This is a genomic window from Corynebacterium pelargi (assembly GCF_014635485.1).
Lineage (GTDB): Bacteria > Actinomycetota > Actinomycetes > Mycobacteriales > Mycobacteriaceae > Corynebacterium > Corynebacterium pelargi.
Genome location: NZ_BMCX01000006.1, coordinates 26,438 through 42,084, shown reverse-complemented (window position 1 = coordinate 42,084; position 15,647 = coordinate 26,438). Strand labels below are relative to the sequence as shown.

Sequence of the window (15,647 nt, the reverse complement as noted above, 5' to 3'; positions counted from 1 at the left end):
TCAGAGCTTTTCTTTGCGCGCTGCGTACAGCACTGCAGCACCCAGCAGAAGCCAGCCAGCACCGAGGGTGAGAATCGCACCAGTGAGCGGTCCGCCGGCAGTATTTGCCAAGGCACCCCGCCCAGCGCCGGCCACCGGGGGCACTGCCCCAACGGCGGCTGTGGTGGTGCAGGAATTTGAAACTTCGGAGCCGAAGTCGAAGTGGCCATCATCAGCATTGCCGGAGCCATCGACCACAAAGTGCAGTGTGGCTTGGCCTTGGAGCGTTTGGCCATCGGCAGTGTTCGCTGTTTGGGTGATGGTGACGTCGTATTGTCCTGGCGTATCGAATACCCAGGAGGGGTGCACATGGGAGTTGTGCGGGATTGCCACCGAGCCACTTGCACCATTGGCGTCGCCGTGGAACCAGCTTGTAGCCCCGCTACCGCCTAAGTCACCGGGGACAAATACCTCCATCACACCGGGGCCTTGGAATCCGGTGATTTCATAGGTCACTGCATCAACGCCGTGTTCGAGCAAGGAAGGCGCCTGCGTATTTGCGCCAAGCCAAGGAACTCCTGCTTGTTGTACGCTGCCAATGGCCCAGACCTTCGTGCCCTCGGGGATACTGCCGACGCTTTGCTGCGTGGTCGTTGCGGCAGCGCTACCGAGGCCAAAGAGCAGTTCATCGGTGCTGCGCCACTGTCCTGGTGAGGTGCGGTCGTCACGGATTTTTGGTTCGAGGTGCGCCTCGCATACTTCTTGTTCGGCTTCTGGGGCCGCTTCAGGCACGTCGGCAAGCGTGGGTGCTGCTTCCTGGGGCGCGTCTGCTGCATCGCCTACCTGCCAGGTGTAGGTGCGCGGGGCAGAGCGAAGCCCACCGCCAGTTTGGGCTGCGGCTACCTGCATGGTGTAGGTGCCGGGCTGTTCAAAGAGCCAGTAGGCGTGGGTGTGTGCGGGGTCGGGTTGGGTTCTCACCGATCCGCTTTGCAGCTCAAGGCCATTGTTCAGAAGCGGCTCGATGCCGCCGCCAAGCCCGGATTGGGTAAACAGGAAGATCCTTCCCGGACCTTCGATGCTTTGGAATTCCAAGTCGATGGAGCTCAGCCCGCCTTGGGCAACGCCGAGCGTATCCCAGCCTGGCCATAAAAGATTCGGGTCTTGGCTCAGGGGAAGCAGGTATCCGCCAAGCTCAAGGCCTGGCACATGCTCGCGGTACGCCTCCGGTTTTACCTGCAAGATGGTGCTTTCGGGTGCGCGTTGCACGTGTTGGCCGGTGATGTCTTCTTTGAGGTTTAGGTGCAGGCTGTTGCCGTCGGAAGTGACATTGAAGGCATCGATGTGGCCGCTATCGAAGACGATGGGGTCGTTGAGTTCTTGGGCCGAAGCCGGTTGGGCAGCGAAGGCCATCACGATGAGGGTCGTGAGTATGCCGATCAGCCCGCGAAATTGCAGCATCACTACTCTCCTAATGAAAAGGATTCCTTTTTAGAAGAGTATGGCGAATTCCACGCCTTGTTGCAAACTGTTTTCAGTTTTACTTTGTTTCGGGATCCATCACCTCTGGCGGGAACGCAGGAGAATGGGAGGTAGGCACCAAAGCGGCGACCGCCGACTCACGCGACATGCCACATACCTGCAGCAGATCGACGATGATCGAACGCGACTGCGCCAAAATAACCTGCGCGGAAAGCACATTCGTTGCTACATCCACACCCGCACGAGCCCCCAAGCCGCGAAGCTGCTTCACTAATTCCGGGATCTCCCTCGCCTCTTGGATCTCACCGGGTCTTGCATACACATCGGCTAGGCGCTCAGTAATATCGGCCAGCTCATCAATGATGGCAATTTGCTCGGCACTGACCTTATCGCCGTCTTCTGTGAGCACCTGCGCCCTGCGCGCCAATACACGGGTATTGCGAATCACGTTATCTACGGGCGCAAGAATGCGGGCAAAGGAACGAACCCGGCGCTTCGAGGCCCACAACAAGGGAGAAACTCGCGTATCTTCCTGCGCCGATTTAGCGGCCTCCAGCATCGCATTAATTGCCCCTTGAGAGCCACGAACCTGCTTGAGCGCGGAATGGATAGAGGCATAATCGCCCTGAGGTAACGCAGCAGAGACGTCCTTGAGCACCGAAGATGCAAGACGCAGCACCTTCGTTACTTCACGCCGGCCACCCGCCAGGGGCGAATGTGGCAGCAACGCCATCACCACAATGCCCACCACGCAGCCGATAACGGCATCAAACATTCGCTCAGGCCCTGCGGCAGATCCCGGGGGCATGATGGTGGCGATCAGGATTGAACCAATCGCTACTTGGTTGATCAGCAACTGGCTTGAAGAAAGAAACGTTGCCACCACCAGGGAGACAAAAATGGCCAATGCCATCTGCCAGGAGCCACTGCCAATACCTAAGATCAGCAAATCGCCAAGACCCACGCCAAGGGAACAGCCAATGGAAAGTTCAACGGCGCGTTTGAGGCGATTGCCACTGGAAAGACCCAAAATGATAATCGACGACATCGGCGCGAAGAAGGGGCGCTCGTGGCCTACGACGGAATGCGCAATCCAGAAGGCAAGGCCCGCGGCGATCGATGCCTGGAGGATAGAAGAAAAACTCCGACGCAGGCGCAGCACTCGTTGGTGCAAGGAGTTATCAATCTCCCTTAAGTACGCAGACGTCCGTGAGGTTTGCTTTCCCATATCTCCCGACTGTACCTACTCGGAGATTGGCGCCAGCGCTTCCATTGCAGATTCCCGTGATAGCCCGCAAATCTGCAACAGATCCACAATGAGTGCTCGCGTCTGCCCGAGCATCACCTGCGCCGGCAAGATGCGATCGAGCGCGACATCTCGCCCGGCGCGCGCCCCAATTTCTTGGAGCTCTTTGCTCAAGATCGGAATCTCAGTACTTTCATTGCCTTGGCCAAAATACAATTCGCTGAGCCGATCACTCACGGTAGCGATGCGGTGCAAAAGGTGCAGTTGCTCCCCGGAAGGCGTGTAGCCCAATTCAGCCAAGTGTCGTGCATGGCGCGCGAGAACGCGGGTATTGCGAATGGCGTTATCCACCGGGTTGAGGATGCGGATCAGCGATTGAATGCGGTGGCGCTGCGTCCACAATAGTGGGGAGACGTTCAGGCTTTCTTTACCGGAATTGGCCGCGGCAATCATCGCATTGATCTGGCCTTGGGTGCCGCGGGCATCACGCAGCGCCGCTGCAATGGCCTCGTCATCAGCACGCGCGGCGGCATCGGAGACTTGGTGCAAGACTTGCCCGGTAATGCCCATAATCTTGGCAATTTCTCTTCGCCCTGAACGAAGGGGCGATTCCGGCACCACTGCCATCACGGCCAAGCCCACCACGCCACCGATAAAGGCATCGACCATGCGGAAGGTACCACCAGAGGTACCGGGCGGCAGGATCGTAGCCACCAACACCGCCGCGAAGGCAGCCTGATTTGCTAGAAGCACACCGCGGTCAATCACGGTGGCGACGGCAATCGAGGCCATCACCGCCACGGCGATCTGCCAAGGGCCGGTACCGACGGTGGCGATGAGCAAATCGCCTAAACCAACACCGAGGCTTACGCCAATGACCAATTCGAGAGAACGCCGAAAACGCTCCCCGCCGGTGGTGGATAGGACGATCACCGCGGCCATGGGGGCAAAGAAGGGCTGCTCATGGCCTAGCTGCCTACCCAGAAGGTAGGCAAGCCCCGCGGCGATGCCTGCCTGAATAACATACAGCCAATTCGAGCTGAGCCGAACCAGGCCTTGGCGCAGGCGGCTCATCCCTCGAATTCGCGCCCAGGTATTGGGCATTAGGCCGGGGTCACGCGGTGATCACCCGCGCGGGTAATAAAACTAGCGGCCTGACGGAAAGGCATATCGGGGCTTAGCACATTATCGGTGTACCACCAGTCGGCCTTCACCGAGTCTTGGCGCACCTCCACTGCCATATAGCCGTGGAATTCAAAATCAATGTACTTAAACCAGGTGTCGGCACTGCGCAGAATATTTGCGCCGGTGCGGGTGGTTTGCCGCGAAACCGGTTCCAGCGCCTGGCTCGGAGCCAGCGCCTCATAGGCACCTTGGGCGCTCACAGAGGGGGTAACGAACTCGGCGGCAGCAACGCGCGCATCGCTTCCCTCGCGGTATCCCTGGATATTGCGTGGAATCTCGGAGGCCCAGGAGGAGTGAATATCGCCGGTGAGGAACACGACGTTGGCGTCTTCAGCGATGGCGTCGATAAGCTGCTGGCGCTCGGCCATATAGCCGTCCCACTGGTCGTTATTCAAGGCAATGCCCTGCTCAGGCAGGCCGATTTGCTCAATGAGCCAGCGCTGCAAACGGGCATCCAATCCCGGAGGCAGGGTCATGGGGGCAAACATCACCGAATTGGCGATAACCTGCCAGCGAGCATCGGAGGCATTGAGCTCTTCGCGGAACCAAGAGAACTGATCCTGGCCCATCATGGTGCGCTGTGGATCATTGGATTCCAGACCAAAGCTTGCCTTCTTATCGCGGTATGTGCGCAGGTCAGGAACAATAATGTCCATTAACGGGCCGAAGGAGAAGCTTCGATATACCGGCTCAGTAGCTTTTCGACGCACCGGCATCCACTCCAGGTATGCCTGCGTTGCTGCTGCCCTCAAAGCCTGAATATCATCGCCGGGTTCAAAAGAATCACCGGCGGCACCATCGCGCCACACATTATCGGCGAATTCGTGATCATCCCAGATCGCAATCATGGGCTTCACAGCATGCAGATCAGCCAAATCAGGATCCAGGTGATACCAGCCCTGGCGGATACGGTAGTCCGTCAAGGTGGTGGTGCGCTGCGGCGGCTGTACCGTCCTCACCTGCGTTTTATGCGCGCCAAGATACTCGCCGGTGGCGTACTCATAGGTGTAATCGCCAAGGTGCAGCACAAAGTCGAGGTCCATGCGCTCGGCCATGCTGCGATAGGAGCGGAAGTAGCCTGCCTCATAATTGGAGCAGGACACAACGCCGAAGCGAATGGCCTCTACAGCCTCTGCGGGGGCGGTGAGAGTGTGGCCAACGCGGGAGGTCTGCTCAAGAGCCTGGAAGCGGTAGAAGTAGTGGGTGTAGGGAGCAAGGCCGCGCACATCCACTTTGACCGTGTGGTCACGTTCGGCGCCGGTGGTGACTTCACCGCTGGCCACCACATTGTTGAAAGCATCATCGGTGGCGACTTCCCAGCGCACCGCGGTGGGTGCGCCAACACCGGAACCGGGGGTGGCATCGGGCTGCGGAGTCACGCGCGTCCAGATAATAACCGCGTTCGGCTCGGGATCACCGGAGGCCACGGAGTGCTGAAACACGCCTTGGGCTTCGGCTCGTGCAGGAGTGCGACTCACTGCGGCGACAGCCGAGGTGGATGCCGCAAGCTGCAAGAAGCGACGGCGGTTCAATGCGAAGGACACGGGTTCTCCTTAATCTACGACGGTCACAGTGCCGTCCGCTGCGACACTGATCTGCGCATTCATAGCCTTGGCTAGGTTGATGCGCTGCCATGAACTTTCCTGATGATCCAAGGGCATGCCGGCAGGGCCTGCAGTTTGCGCGAGGATCGAAGCCCTTTGATCGTAGCTAAGCTCAGGAAACACTCCTAGTAGCAGATCTGGAGCCTGCTGGGGCACCTGAATTGGAGCGTCCTGGGCAGCGATCGGCGCGAAGCCATAATTCATGCGCTCGGTGTACAGTGCCGTGGCCTCATCCGGGTCCATTGCCTCAGCAGCCACGCACTCACTCAAGGCCGCACCGCAGCGCCACTCCAACTCGGCGCGGATCTCTTGGCCAACAAGGCGCAGGTTCTCGCGCATGCGTGGATCATTCCAACGATCCGCCGCCGCAGCATTACCCGTCATGCGCCCGCCAATCACATCGAGGGGATAGTGCACGCCGAGCACCATGCGGTGATAGCCCGCCTCCGAACCGCGCTCAAGCAATTGCGGTGCCGCCTCGGGGATAATCACCGCCAACAACGTGGTTGTCCACGCTGCCTGGTTGGTGTGCCCGGAGGGAAAAGACTTCGAGGTGGGATAAATATCTTTGCCTTCGACGTCGTAGCGCTTGATCTTATCTGGGTGCGCGATGTAGGGGCGTTCGTTGGCAAAGATGGCCTTTTCAACAAACGTGGAGCTGGCCAGCCCGCCGGCCCTGGCCGTGATCCCGTCGAACATCATCTTGGTTTTAGGCAAGCGGCCTTCTGCAAGAGCATCGCGGAAGTGCTGGCCTAAGGTGGGGCCGAATGCATCGGCAAAGTGGCCAAGCACGCCTTCCGTATCCGTGGCCGCATCGCTTTGGGCGCGAGCGATGGTCTCAGGATCGGCGAGGTTATTGGCCTCGATCACCTGCTGCAGGTTCGATTCCATGACCTCTGGATGCTCTGTGCGAAGCGCATCAAATTCGGAAACAACCTCGGTATAGACCCAGTCCGGGTAAGAACTGCGATCGGATTCATAGGGCAGGTAGGCCTCCACGCCGAATGGCTCCGGCTGCGGTGCCGTTTGAGCGTAGGCATGCGGGGCGAGGACGAACGCGGAGCTTAGAAGCGCGATGCTGAATCGGCGAAGCATAGTTTTTCCTTGAGTGGGTTGGGGGAACAACTCTCAAGATATTCTTTCGCGGGTTGCAGGGCTCCGCGAGCGATCACCCCCGCTTGAGCAAAAAAATGACCCCCGAAGGGGTCATCTTTGATGCTGTGGCTACTTGCTGACAGTGGTGCCAACAGAGTGCAGATCCTGGCAAGCCTCGATCACGCGCTCGGACATGCCCTGCTCAGCCTTCTTCATGAAGGAGCGTGGGTCGTAGACCTTCTTGTTGCCCACTTCGCCGTCGATCTTGAGCACACCGTCGTAGTTGGAGAACATGTGGCCAACGATCGGACGGGTGAAGGCGTACTGGGTGTCGGTGTCGACGTTCATCTTGATCACGCCGTAGCGGAGTGCCTCTTCGATCTTTTCCTTCTCGGAGCCGGAGCCACCGTGGAAGACGAAGTCGAAGGGCAGTGCATCGTCGCTCAGGCCCAGCTTCTTGCGAGCTACCTTCTGGCCTTCCAGCAGCACCTCGGGGCGCAGCTTCACATTGCCCGGCTTGTACACACCGTGGACGTTGCCGAAGGTGGCAGCGAGCAGGTAGCGACCGTTTTCGCCGGTACCGAGGGCATCGATGGTCTTTTCAAAATCCTCAGGGGAGGTGTAGAGGTTTGCGCCGGCCTTAGCCTCAACGCCGTCCTCTTCGCCACCGACAACACCGATCTCAGCTTCGAGGATGATGTGCGCTGCCTTTGCCTTTGCCAGCAGCTCCTGGGCGATCTCGAGGTTCTCGTCGATCGGCACTGCGGAACCATCCCACATGTGGGACTGGAACAGGGGCAGCTCGCCGCGGTCGACGCGCTCCTGGGAGATGGCGATCAGAGGGCGGACGTACTCGTCCAGTACTTCCTTCTGGCAGTGGTCGGTGTGTAGTGCCACGTTGATGCCATAGCTCTTTGCAGCCTCGTGAGCGAAAGCAGCGAGTGCTACAGCGCCCTTGACCTTGTTCTTTACCGCCAAGCCGGAACCGAACTCGGCACCGCCGGTGGAGAACTGGATAATGCCGTCAGACTCGGCTTCTGCGAAGCCCTTGAGTGCGGCGTTGATGGTCTCGGACGAGGTGCAGTTGATGGCCGGGAAGGCGAAGCCGCCTTCTTTGGCGCGGTCGAGCATCTCGTTGTAGACCTCAGGAGTTGCGATAGGCATATAAGTGACCCTCCAGTCGAGCGATTCAGTCTGTCACTATGTAAGTATGCCAGCGAAAGTGTTGTCTCGCTTGTCCGTTTGCTAAAAATCACGCCCAAGAAGGGAGAGAAATCCCACACATTCGGGCATGGACAAACACTAAGCGGGCACTTCGGACACGCGCGCGGCGGCCTCAAGCAACATCCAGCCGGAAAGCTGCACCGAAAGATCGCGCTCATCGATACGAACCACGCGCACAATATCGGAAAGCGAAGAACCTCCGACGCCGAAGTTGTGCGGCAGACGCGCATCCTCCGTCCAGTCGGTGGGGAAAATCGGCAGCCCATCCACCTCTAGGCGGTGTGCCCACACACTTTCCGCAGAGGCGAGAATCAAACGGCGCGCAATCTTCTTTGTTGCAATATTGGCGTCGTTATCTTCCGGAATACGCATCACAAGATCGGCCAAATATCGCACGAGAATGCCCTTGAAAAGGCCACCATCGCCATCACCGGTCTTCCAATCAATCACACCCGTATTGGTCGCCATCTCTTTGGCCACGGCGTGAACTAGGGAACGCGCATGAGTGAGATATCGCACGGAGGCTTCATAATCGCTTTCGCGCAAGGCCTCGGCAATTTCAATGCAGGCACCAATGACAACGCCCTGGCAATAGGGGTGGGTGGGCTTGACCACCTTGGGGCCTTCCATGCTCATGCGGATGCCATCCATGATCAGACCATTCGGCGCTAGCAGGTGATCGATCATCCAATCCACCAAACGGCGTGCGGTAGCGATATCACCATTGCGTGCAGCCATAATCGCCGCCGGACCATTGGTGGGCACATTGAAGAAGTGCTCGCCTTCGCGCCACGGCAATACCCCGGTGGTGGGATCCATGCCTTGAAGAATATTGCGTTCAAGCTCGCGCAAATATTTTGGCTTGGCCTTCGATTCCAGCTTGCGCACACGCGCTAAAGCCAGGGCCAGCCAGAGCTTATCGTCGTAATACTTATTGCGCGTTAATCGACCTAATTGGCGTACCCGCAAGCCTAGGACTGTGCGGCGGATACGGGCTTTGCGCACCTTTGTGCCGCGGCGCGAGGCTGCGTCGACAAGGCAATCCAAATAGTGCGCCTGCCACCAATAATGCCAGCGATAATGCAGCTTTTCTTTGGTATTTGGCGGCCAGGCCACTACGGCGAGGTTCGTCTTGGGCAAAAGCCACAGTGTCTGCGCATGACGATCATTGATGGCCTGCTCGGCAAGATCGGCTCGATGCAACCACATTTCAGGCACAGCAACCTCATTCCATCATGTAGGCACAATTTGGCAGCCAGTATAGCGCTACCAGGCCTTGTTCAAATCGGCATGCTGGCGAATCCACGCATGCATGGCAATCCCGGCGGCCACACCAACATTAATTGATCGTGTGGAACCAAATTGTGCAATAGAACAAGTCATTGCTGCTAGATCGCTTGCATCATCGGAAACACCGGGGCCTTCCTGCCCGAAGAGCAAGAGGCAACGCTTAGGCAACTCCGCAGTTTCTAGAGGCACTGAGCCGGGGGTGTTATCAATTGCCACCACCACAATGTTTTCTTCCTTGGCCCACTGCATCAATTCAGCGGTACTGGGGTGGTGCATGAGGTGTTGATAGCGGTCCGTGACCATCGCCCCGCGACGATTCCAACGCTTGCGCCCAACAATATGCACGGTATCCACCGCGAAGGCATTGGCAGTGCGCACCACGGTGCCGATATTGGCGTCGTGCTCGAAATTCTCAATGGCAATATGCAGCTCGTGGCGGCGGCTATCGATATCGCTCACGATGGCTTCGCGGCGCCAATAGCGATAGGCGTCGACAACATTGCGCCGATCCCCTTCTGCCAGCAATTCTGGATCAAAGCGGAGATCGTCGGCTGGCTGCCCGGGGTGTTCTACCTCCCAAGGCCCGACACCGTGGCGAGATTCGCCCCACTCGGTAGGGCCTGGTTGATCACTCAAGACCAAGATCTTCCAACCCCAGAATGTATCGGTACTCAAGACCTTCAGCAGCAATCACATCGGCGGCACCAGTATTGCGATCCACTACGGTAGCCACGCCCACAACCTCGGCACCGGCCTCTTTGAGTGCAGCCACGGCCGTCAGCGGAGAATTGCCGGTGGTGGTGGTGTCTTCAACAACGAGCACCTTCTTGCCCACCACATCGGGGCCTTCAATACGGCGCTGCATGCCATGCTTTTTTGCTTCCTTACGCACCACAAACGCATCGATTGGACGACCCTGGGCGTGCATGATGGCGGTAGCCACCGGATCGGCACCCAAGGTCAGGCCACCGGCCGCCACATAATCCAAGTCCGCGGTGAGCTCGCGCAAAAGCTCACCAATGAGCGCAGAAGCCTCATGGTGCAAGGTGGCGCGACGCAAATCGACGTAATAATCGGCCTCTTTGCCAGAAGATAAGGTGACCTTGCCGTGCACCACCGCAAGCTTCTGAACCAATTGCGCCAGTTGTTGTTTCTTATTCATCCTCTGCGTCCTTTTCTAAGGGGTCGGTGCCCATCTCGCGGGCAATATCTTCAAAAATGCTCGAACCTTTGCTGAGATCCCGAAGCACCCTCGTGCCCTGGAAATCGCTCGGCGCGGGCTTGTGCCCAGTGCCGATGGCCTCAACCTCGTCGCCACCAAGGGGCCGCTGCTCGATTGCACCTTTGGCTATTGTGGCACTTCGGCTGGGAAGCTCCACCACCACCGGAGCTTCTTCAACCTCTGGGACCGCGATGGTGGGTTCTTCAGGCGCCAATTCCTGCGCATCAGGGGCAGGGGGAAGTGGCCTTGTGGGATCAAGATCTTCATACTCCACCCCAAAATCGGTGTTGCCGCGACGAGGCAACACCATGGCGGCGTCGGCCAGCAGCGATAGGGCCTCGGCGGCTCGATCCCAATCTTCGGGCTGGTGGCCGCGGATGAAGGTGGCGAGCACCCAATCGGCCTCGCACCACACCTGCTGCACCGCATCAGGCAGGCCAGCGAAGGCCTCCTCTGCTCTTTGGTCGAGCACCCTTTGCACCGCGCCCTGATCACTGCCGTAGATATAAAAACCACCGCGGTTAGCGATGCGCACCAGTTCCTCGGGCGGGCCATCCTCGCGGCTTGCCCACAGCAGGTGCTCCGAAAAAGCGCTTCGGCGGGCAGCCATCATGGTGGTGCCGGCGATATCGAAAAGGCGCACCTCATTGCCGCGCACTACCCCACTGACCACATTCTTGGCCGTGCCTTCTGGGCCGCGTTCCCACTCCTGGGAGAGCAATTCATCGCCATTGCTAAACGCAAAGCCCTGCTGCGCAGCCCACTGACGCTTCTGCCTCCTGGCAGAGCCAGGAAGCCCTGCAAAGCGCGGGGCTTTTCTCGGGTTCGGCTGCTGCTCTGGCAGTGGAGGGCTGGCTAAATCTTCGGGGTTTTCAATTTCCTCCTGGCCAAGCTCCGCGCTGGGAGTGGGAGCCTCGGCCGAAACGACGTCACGTTGGCCACGGGCGCGTTGGACGTCGAAAAGCCAAAGGGCTACGCCCAGTAGCCCAAGGAGTGCTGCGAGGAAAAAGAGCATGGGTTTAGTTTAGTCGCCACGCTCCACGGGGTTGCTTTCATCGGCGCACCACTGCGACCAACCGCCGATATAGTGGCGCGGAATGCCGATGCCAGCCATCTCCATAGCCATGATGACCTGCGCAGAGTGGTTGCCGGAGCCGGAATAAATGATCACATCGTCTGCCGATTCAATTCCCGCCTCGTGGAAAATATCGCGCAATTGCTCAGGCGATTTGAAGGTGAGATCCTCATTGAGCACCTCGCGGGTGGGGATGTTGATCGCGCCCGGGATGTGGCCTGCCTTGAGGTCGAGGAACTCTTTGCGGCCTGCGAAGCGATTACGCTCACGGGCATCCAGCAAAATGCCATCGTGCTTTTTCACATCTTCGATGGTGGCAGTGGGCAGTTGGCCGGGATTGGAGGTGATATTGGAAAAACCGCGAGGATTGCCAGGACCCCCGATGAGTTGATGGCCGGTGGCTTCCCAGTGCGCCTGACCACCATCAAGGACGACAACGTCTTGCACGCCCGCCCACTTGAGCACCCACCAGGCACGCGCTGAATAGAGCCCACGGAAATTGTCGTAGACCACCACTTGGCGATCATCACGAAGGCCCCAACGATTAAACCAACGATCCAAAATATCGGTGCTGGGCAGGGGGTTACGGCCAGAAGAGGAACCTGGAATGCCGGCCAGGGCCGCTGCGGGATCGCAGAATTTTGCGGTAGGGATGTGCTCGGAATTGAACTGCGCGAAGCCGCCGCCTTCGTTTGCGGACCACAGGCTGGCCAGCAGAATGTTGTTGCTGCCAGAGTGAATTCGTTGGGCAAGTTCTTCAGCAGAGATAGTGATGCTCATGCACCCGATACTAAAGGGGGCACCCGCGGAATGCTCATTGGAGTAAATTGAGTCACATTTTTAAGCTTTTCGACGCAACCCAAACGCAAAAGCAACGTCGATGCCAACACCACTGCATCAGCCAACTACCATGAACAAAACAACCCAGGATTCAGGAGAATAAAGCCTTGCATAATCGCGACCACGCCCCACTTATGAATAAGTCGACCTGGGCTTTCGCAGCGATTATTGCATTTTTCGCCACCTGGTTTGTGCAGTACCGATGGCAGGTAGATGACTTCGCCTCCCTCTGGCTAGCCGGCAAAATGGTGGCGGAAGGCATCGACCCCATCCACATCTACGACTACGACCCCCGGGATTTCAGCAGCCTGGGCGCAGGCCCCTGGACGGATCTCGCACCAAGCATCGCCGATATCGCACCCCACCCCCACCCCTATGTGCACATTCCAGCCGTTGCGTGGTTTTTTAGCCTGCTTGCCAACATCGGCATCAGCGCACAAGCCGCCGCACTTGGGCTGACATACCTCTCCTGTCTTGGCTGCGCCGTGATCGCCGCAAGTGCCTACTACCTCTGGCGCGGCCACACCGCACCCATCCAGGCAGTACTGCCAGGCATGGTGCTGCTACTGATTTCTTTCCCCTTGCAATTTTCGCTCTGGATTGGGCAGACCACGCCATTAATCGTGGCGGCTGTGGCCTATGCCCTAGCGATGGCGCAGCATCAACCAATCCGCGCAGGGCTCAGCCTTGGCATCGTGGCCGCCATTAAACTCACCCCACTGGTGCTGATTGTGCTGCTGCTGTTGTTCCCGAGTCGTAGAAGAGCTGCGTTTGTCGCTGGAAGTGCCGCATCGGCGGTGGTGATCCTATCCTTTATCGCCTTTGGGCCGGAGATCTTTAGCGCCTGGATTCAGCGCATCAGCACCATCGGCGATCAAGTCCAAGTAGGTGGCGCGAACCTTTCGCTCTACTCCCAACACTTAGGCGATAAGGTAGACGACTCCCTGGTGGTGAGCAGCCTCGATGGATCAGAAGTTCCCACCGGGCTCAAGGTGCTCAACTATGGCCTAGCCTTCGGCGCTGCAGCGCTCGCCGGCATTGCCGCGCTGCTCAACGAGCGCCGCCGCTTCGCGATCCTCGGCACCGTCGGCTACGTATGCACCGTGAGCTTTAGCTCAATTGTGTGGGCTCACTATTTTTGCGTGGCTGCCTTGCTTATCGCCGGCGCCTTCGCCATCAAAGGCCCCTTACGCGAACTGGCCTGGGCACTCGGCGCCGTCGCAGTGGCAATGTATCTGCCACCCCTGGCAGGCACCTTAGGCACCGAAGGTCCCACCTTCGGCGGAGAAAACACCATGTACATCACCACCATCGCACTGCTATTTGTGGTGCCGCTGCTGGTCATTGGCGAGACATTTATCCAACCGCCTGGAAGACACCGTCGAGCCTAAGATCGCGGAGTTTGAGACGTGAGAAGCAGCCATCTCTGCTATTCAAACGTGGTAGCTATCAATAGTTCAGGAACTCACAACACTCAACTCAACCCATCTCGTTTTACCCAAATGCTGCTGGAGCTTTCGCGCCCAAGGCAGGGTTGAGGTGTAGGGGCGCGATCCCCCGGCGTGGGGGTGTGACGATCCTTCGGCAAGTAGGGAATCTGCCTGGGTAAAACCAATTGGATTCCCACCCGAACGCACGGTCAATATTCAAGGCGTGGTCGGCACGGAGATCCAGGCGATGAGGAAGTCATTGGCAGACACCCTCAAGTCTCCCCCGCTGATCCAAGCAGATCTCAACAGTTTCCGAATTATCTTCCACCGTAGGCGGATTGCGGAAGGTGAAGCATACTTGTCTGCAGAGCCGATGATCCGCGAGTTGCTGGAAAATAATGCCAGCCTCAGCGCGGCGGATCGCCCTGTACCAAGGACGTTCTGTCTTACCAGAACACGGGTTGTGGCTACGATCTGATTCGACCAAGCACCGTCAAGCAGATAGTGGCGTTTGTGCTGGAGATATGGTTGCTCATCCGCCATCCGGAGGCGTACCCCTGTTTATCCTGCCCTTCACTGATCTACCGACAACATTGTCCTCGTCGGGACGATGCCGGAGAGCTCGCACAGGTCCCAGCAAACAATCCCTCAACCGTGAAAGCTACAAGGAAATGCAATTTAAGACGAAAGGAGCAAGGGATAACGACACCGCCATGGTTGTCCGCAGAGCCCCGGGTGCACGACTCAGCTTCTTCCTATATTGCAGTAGTTTCTCAAGCATGCAGTCCGCTTCTACACCACCGCGACAATGGTCGGTAGCTCGGTTCCGCTTGAATCGTGGGTGGAGGGGCGCCGCTTTGGAGCCGCCGCCTGGCCGCTCCTCGGATAGCGCAGACAGGCCCGCGCGATAGTTTGCTCGGCCGGTGCGTCCTTCGACGTCATTCCTCCGGATCGAGTTTTTCTACGACCTTCCAGAACAGGTTCGGATCTTTGGCTCCCTTCCTACCCGTCGTAATATCCCACTTACAAACATTTCCAGGCGTGAAGGTGGGAGACTGGGGGGCAGCCGCAATGATGAGCTGCTCACCGCGTTGTAGCAACTTGGCTGAGAGATTTCCCCATGGGGTGACTGACCTCGTCAGGAAAATGTAAGCTCCGTTGTCAATTGCCTGATCAAGAAGATGTGATGTATATTCCTGGCTAGGTAGATTTGACTTCCGGATCTGATTTCGATCGGCCTTTTCAGAATGGTAGGGAAAATATTCAATTACGGCGAAATTCTTTCTAAGAATCCCGTACGCGCGATTAAGACTAGAGGGGAAATTCTCACCTTCAGCGTTGAGAACGACTTCATGAAATTCACCGATTGACGGTGGTTGCAGCTTTCTCAGCTCGCTTCGAGCCTGCTGTGAGGACAGAGCAAGTAGCAGGAGCTGAAAGCGGGAACGCCACGCAAATCGGTGCTCCCATCCAGATTTCGTTTTGATTTCGGCACCGAAGTACCAAGTGTGTGGCGCACTATAGAGTTCTTTGTCACCCTCGCCGAGATTCGGAGTGGGTTCAGCCCAATACATTTCCCTTCTCTCGCCGGTGAGATTGGCGAGAATATCTTCGTGCTTTGGTTTGAAAGCCCTGTAGTCGCTAGAGATTCCCTTTTCATAATCGTCCGAAGGTGCGACGCCAGGATTCAGCTGCAGCGCTACAAAAGAGGCGGTGGCAGGATCTCCAATGAATGGCTCAGGTAGAACTTTTAGCTGAAGCTTCATCTTATCGTCTGTAATTTCATCAAACGAACGAAGGTAATCCTTATCACAATCCGCCACGTACTTGCCATCACCGTTGATAGCTAGATCTTTCCACGGGTTTCTCATGAACCCACGCTAACATGGCCGCCCCCAGAGGCTCGGGAGATTAACCGTGGACGCACCACCCTCCACTGCGACGCACCTCCACAAGCTGGAGGAACTTACCGATCTCG

At 57.9% G+C, this 15,647-nt stretch carries 13 protein-coding genes; 1 reads left to right on the top strand and 12 read right to left on the bottom strand.

Translation table 11 applies throughout. The features are described from left to right. The 11 genes from IEU99_RS10820 to IEU99_RS10770 form a co-directional block, all read right to left on the bottom strand. A complete protein-coding gene (locus IEU99_RS10820) occupies positions 1 to 1,437 on the bottom strand; it encodes a choice-of-anchor M domain-containing protein (protein ID WP_128889142.1) in 1,437 nt (478 codons plus the stop codon). A gap of 79 nt (positions 1,438 to 1,516) precedes the next feature. Continuing rightward, positions 1,517 to 2,686, bottom strand: coding sequence for an FUSC family protein (locus IEU99_RS10815; protein WP_128889141.1), 1,170 nt, complete (start codon positions 2,684 to 2,686; stop codon positions 1,517 to 1,519). Between the two features lie 15 nt (positions 2,687 to 2,701). Beyond that, positions 2,702 to 3,778: an FUSC family protein gene (locus tag IEU99_RS10810; RefSeq protein ID WP_128889140.1), complete on the bottom strand. Its 1,077-nt coding sequence runs from the start codon at positions 3,776 to 3,778 to the stop codon at positions 2,702 to 2,704. 29 nt (positions 3,779 to 3,807) lie between these two features. Next, positions 3,808 to 5,433, bottom strand: a complete 1,626-nt coding sequence (locus tag IEU99_RS10805; protein ID WP_128889139.1) for an alkaline phosphatase D family protein — start codon at positions 5,431 to 5,433, stop codon at positions 3,808 to 3,810. 9 nt (positions 5,434 to 5,442) lie between these two features. Beyond that, positions 5,443 to 6,588 carry an acid phosphatase gene (locus IEU99_RS10800; RefSeq protein ID WP_128889138.1) on the bottom strand — a complete coding sequence of 382 codons (1,146 nt, stop codon included), beginning with the start codon at positions 6,586 to 6,588 and terminating at the stop codon, positions 5,443 to 5,445. A gap of 129 nt (positions 6,589 to 6,717) precedes the next feature. Next, positions 6,718 to 7,752, bottom strand: a complete 1,035-nt coding sequence (gene fbaA / locus IEU99_RS10795) for a class II fructose-bisphosphate aldolase (protein WP_128889137.1) — start codon at positions 7,750 to 7,752, stop codon at positions 6,718 to 6,720. Between the two features lie 138 nt (positions 7,753 to 7,890). Then, positions 7,891 to 9,021, bottom strand: a complete 1,131-nt coding sequence (locus IEU99_RS10790; RefSeq protein ID WP_128889136.1) for a glycoside hydrolase family 76 protein — start codon at positions 9,019 to 9,021, stop codon at positions 7,891 to 7,893. Between the two features lie 57 nt (positions 9,022 to 9,078). Beyond that, on the bottom strand, positions 9,079 to 9,744 hold the full coding sequence (locus IEU99_RS10785; protein WP_128890759.1) for a TrmH family RNA methyltransferase: 666 nt from the start codon (positions 9,742 to 9,744) through the stop codon (positions 9,079 to 9,081). Beyond that, positions 9,731 to 10,264 (bottom strand): orotate phosphoribosyltransferase, encoded by a 534-nt coding sequence (gene pyrE, locus IEU99_RS10780; RefSeq protein WP_128889135.1) that lies wholly within the window; start codon positions 10,262 to 10,264, stop codon positions 9,731 to 9,733. The genes IEU99_RS10785 and pyrE overlap by 14 nt, the downstream gene beginning before the upstream one ends. Next, positions 10,257 to 11,339 carry a TtfA family protein gene (locus IEU99_RS10775; protein ID WP_128889134.1) on the bottom strand — a complete coding sequence of 361 codons (1,083 nt, stop codon included), beginning with the start codon at positions 11,337 to 11,339 and terminating at the stop codon, positions 10,257 to 10,259. The genes pyrE and IEU99_RS10775 overlap by 8 nt, the downstream gene beginning before the upstream one ends. Before the next feature lie 9 nt (positions 11,340 to 11,348). Then, positions 11,349 to 12,179: a sulfurtransferase gene (locus tag IEU99_RS10770; protein ID WP_128889133.1), complete on the bottom strand. Its 831-nt coding sequence runs from the start codon at positions 12,177 to 12,179 to the stop codon at positions 11,349 to 11,351. Positions 12,180 to 12,346: 167 nt separating this feature from the next. Between IEU99_RS10770 and IEU99_RS10765 the strand changes: the two genes are divergently transcribed. Next, the gene (locus tag IEU99_RS10765) at positions 12,347 to 13,630 is read left to right on the top strand and encodes a glycosyltransferase family 87 protein (RefSeq protein ID WP_164931124.1); all 1,284 of its coding nucleotides are present in this window, start codon (positions 12,347 to 12,349) and stop codon (positions 13,628 to 13,630) included. A gap of 977 nt (positions 13,631 to 14,607) precedes the next feature. On the opposite strand, the gene IEU99_RS10760 is transcribed toward IEU99_RS10765, so the two are convergent. Continuing rightward, positions 14,608 to 15,540 (bottom strand): hypothetical protein, encoded by a 933-nt coding sequence (locus IEU99_RS10760; protein ID WP_128889131.1) that lies wholly within the window; start codon positions 15,538 to 15,540, stop codon positions 14,608 to 14,610. Positions 15,541 to 15,647 lie beyond the last annotated feature (107 nt).

What these genes read in the sequence shown, in the direction of transcription:
- IEU99_RS10820 (WP_128889142.1), bottom strand. Translation starts at nt 1,437, where the DNA reads ATGCTGCAATTTCGCGGGCTGATCGGCATACTCACGACCCTCATCGTG.
- IEU99_RS10810 (WP_128889140.1), bottom strand. Translation starts at nt 3,778, where the DNA reads ATGAGCCGCCTGCGCCAAGGCCTGGTTCGGCTCAGCTCGAATTGGCTG.
- IEU99_RS10775 (WP_128889134.1), bottom strand. Translation starts at nt 11,339, where the DNA reads ATGCTCTTTTTCCTCGCAGCACTCCTTGGGCTACTGGGCGTAGCCCTT.
- IEU99_RS10770 (WP_128889133.1), bottom strand. Translation starts at nt 12,179, where the DNA reads ATGAGCATCACTATCTCTGCTGAAGAACTTGCCCAACGAATTCACTCT.
- IEU99_RS10760 (WP_128889131.1), bottom strand. Translation starts at nt 15,540, where the DNA reads ATGAGAAACCCGTGGAAAGATCTAGCTATCAACGGTGATGGCAAGTAC.
- IEU99_RS10790 (WP_128889136.1), bottom strand. Translation starts at nt 9,021, where the DNA reads ATGTGGTTGCATCGAGCCGATCTTGCCGAGCAGGCCATCAATGATCGT.
- fbaA (WP_128889137.1), bottom strand. Translation starts at nt 7,752, where the DNA reads ATGCCTATCGCAACTCCTGAGGTCTACAACGAGATGCTCGACCGCGCC.
- pyrE (WP_128889135.1), bottom strand. Translation starts at nt 10,264, where the DNA reads ATGAATAAGAAACAACAACTGGCGCAATTGGTTCAGAAGCTTGCGGTG.
- IEU99_RS10815 (WP_128889141.1), bottom strand. Translation starts at nt 2,686, where the DNA reads ATGGGAAAGCAAACCTCACGGACGTCTGCGTACTTAAGGGAGATTGAT.
- IEU99_RS10800 (WP_128889138.1), bottom strand. Translation starts at nt 6,588, where the DNA reads ATGCTTCGCCGATTCAGCATCGCGCTTCTAAGCTCCGCGTTCGTCCTC.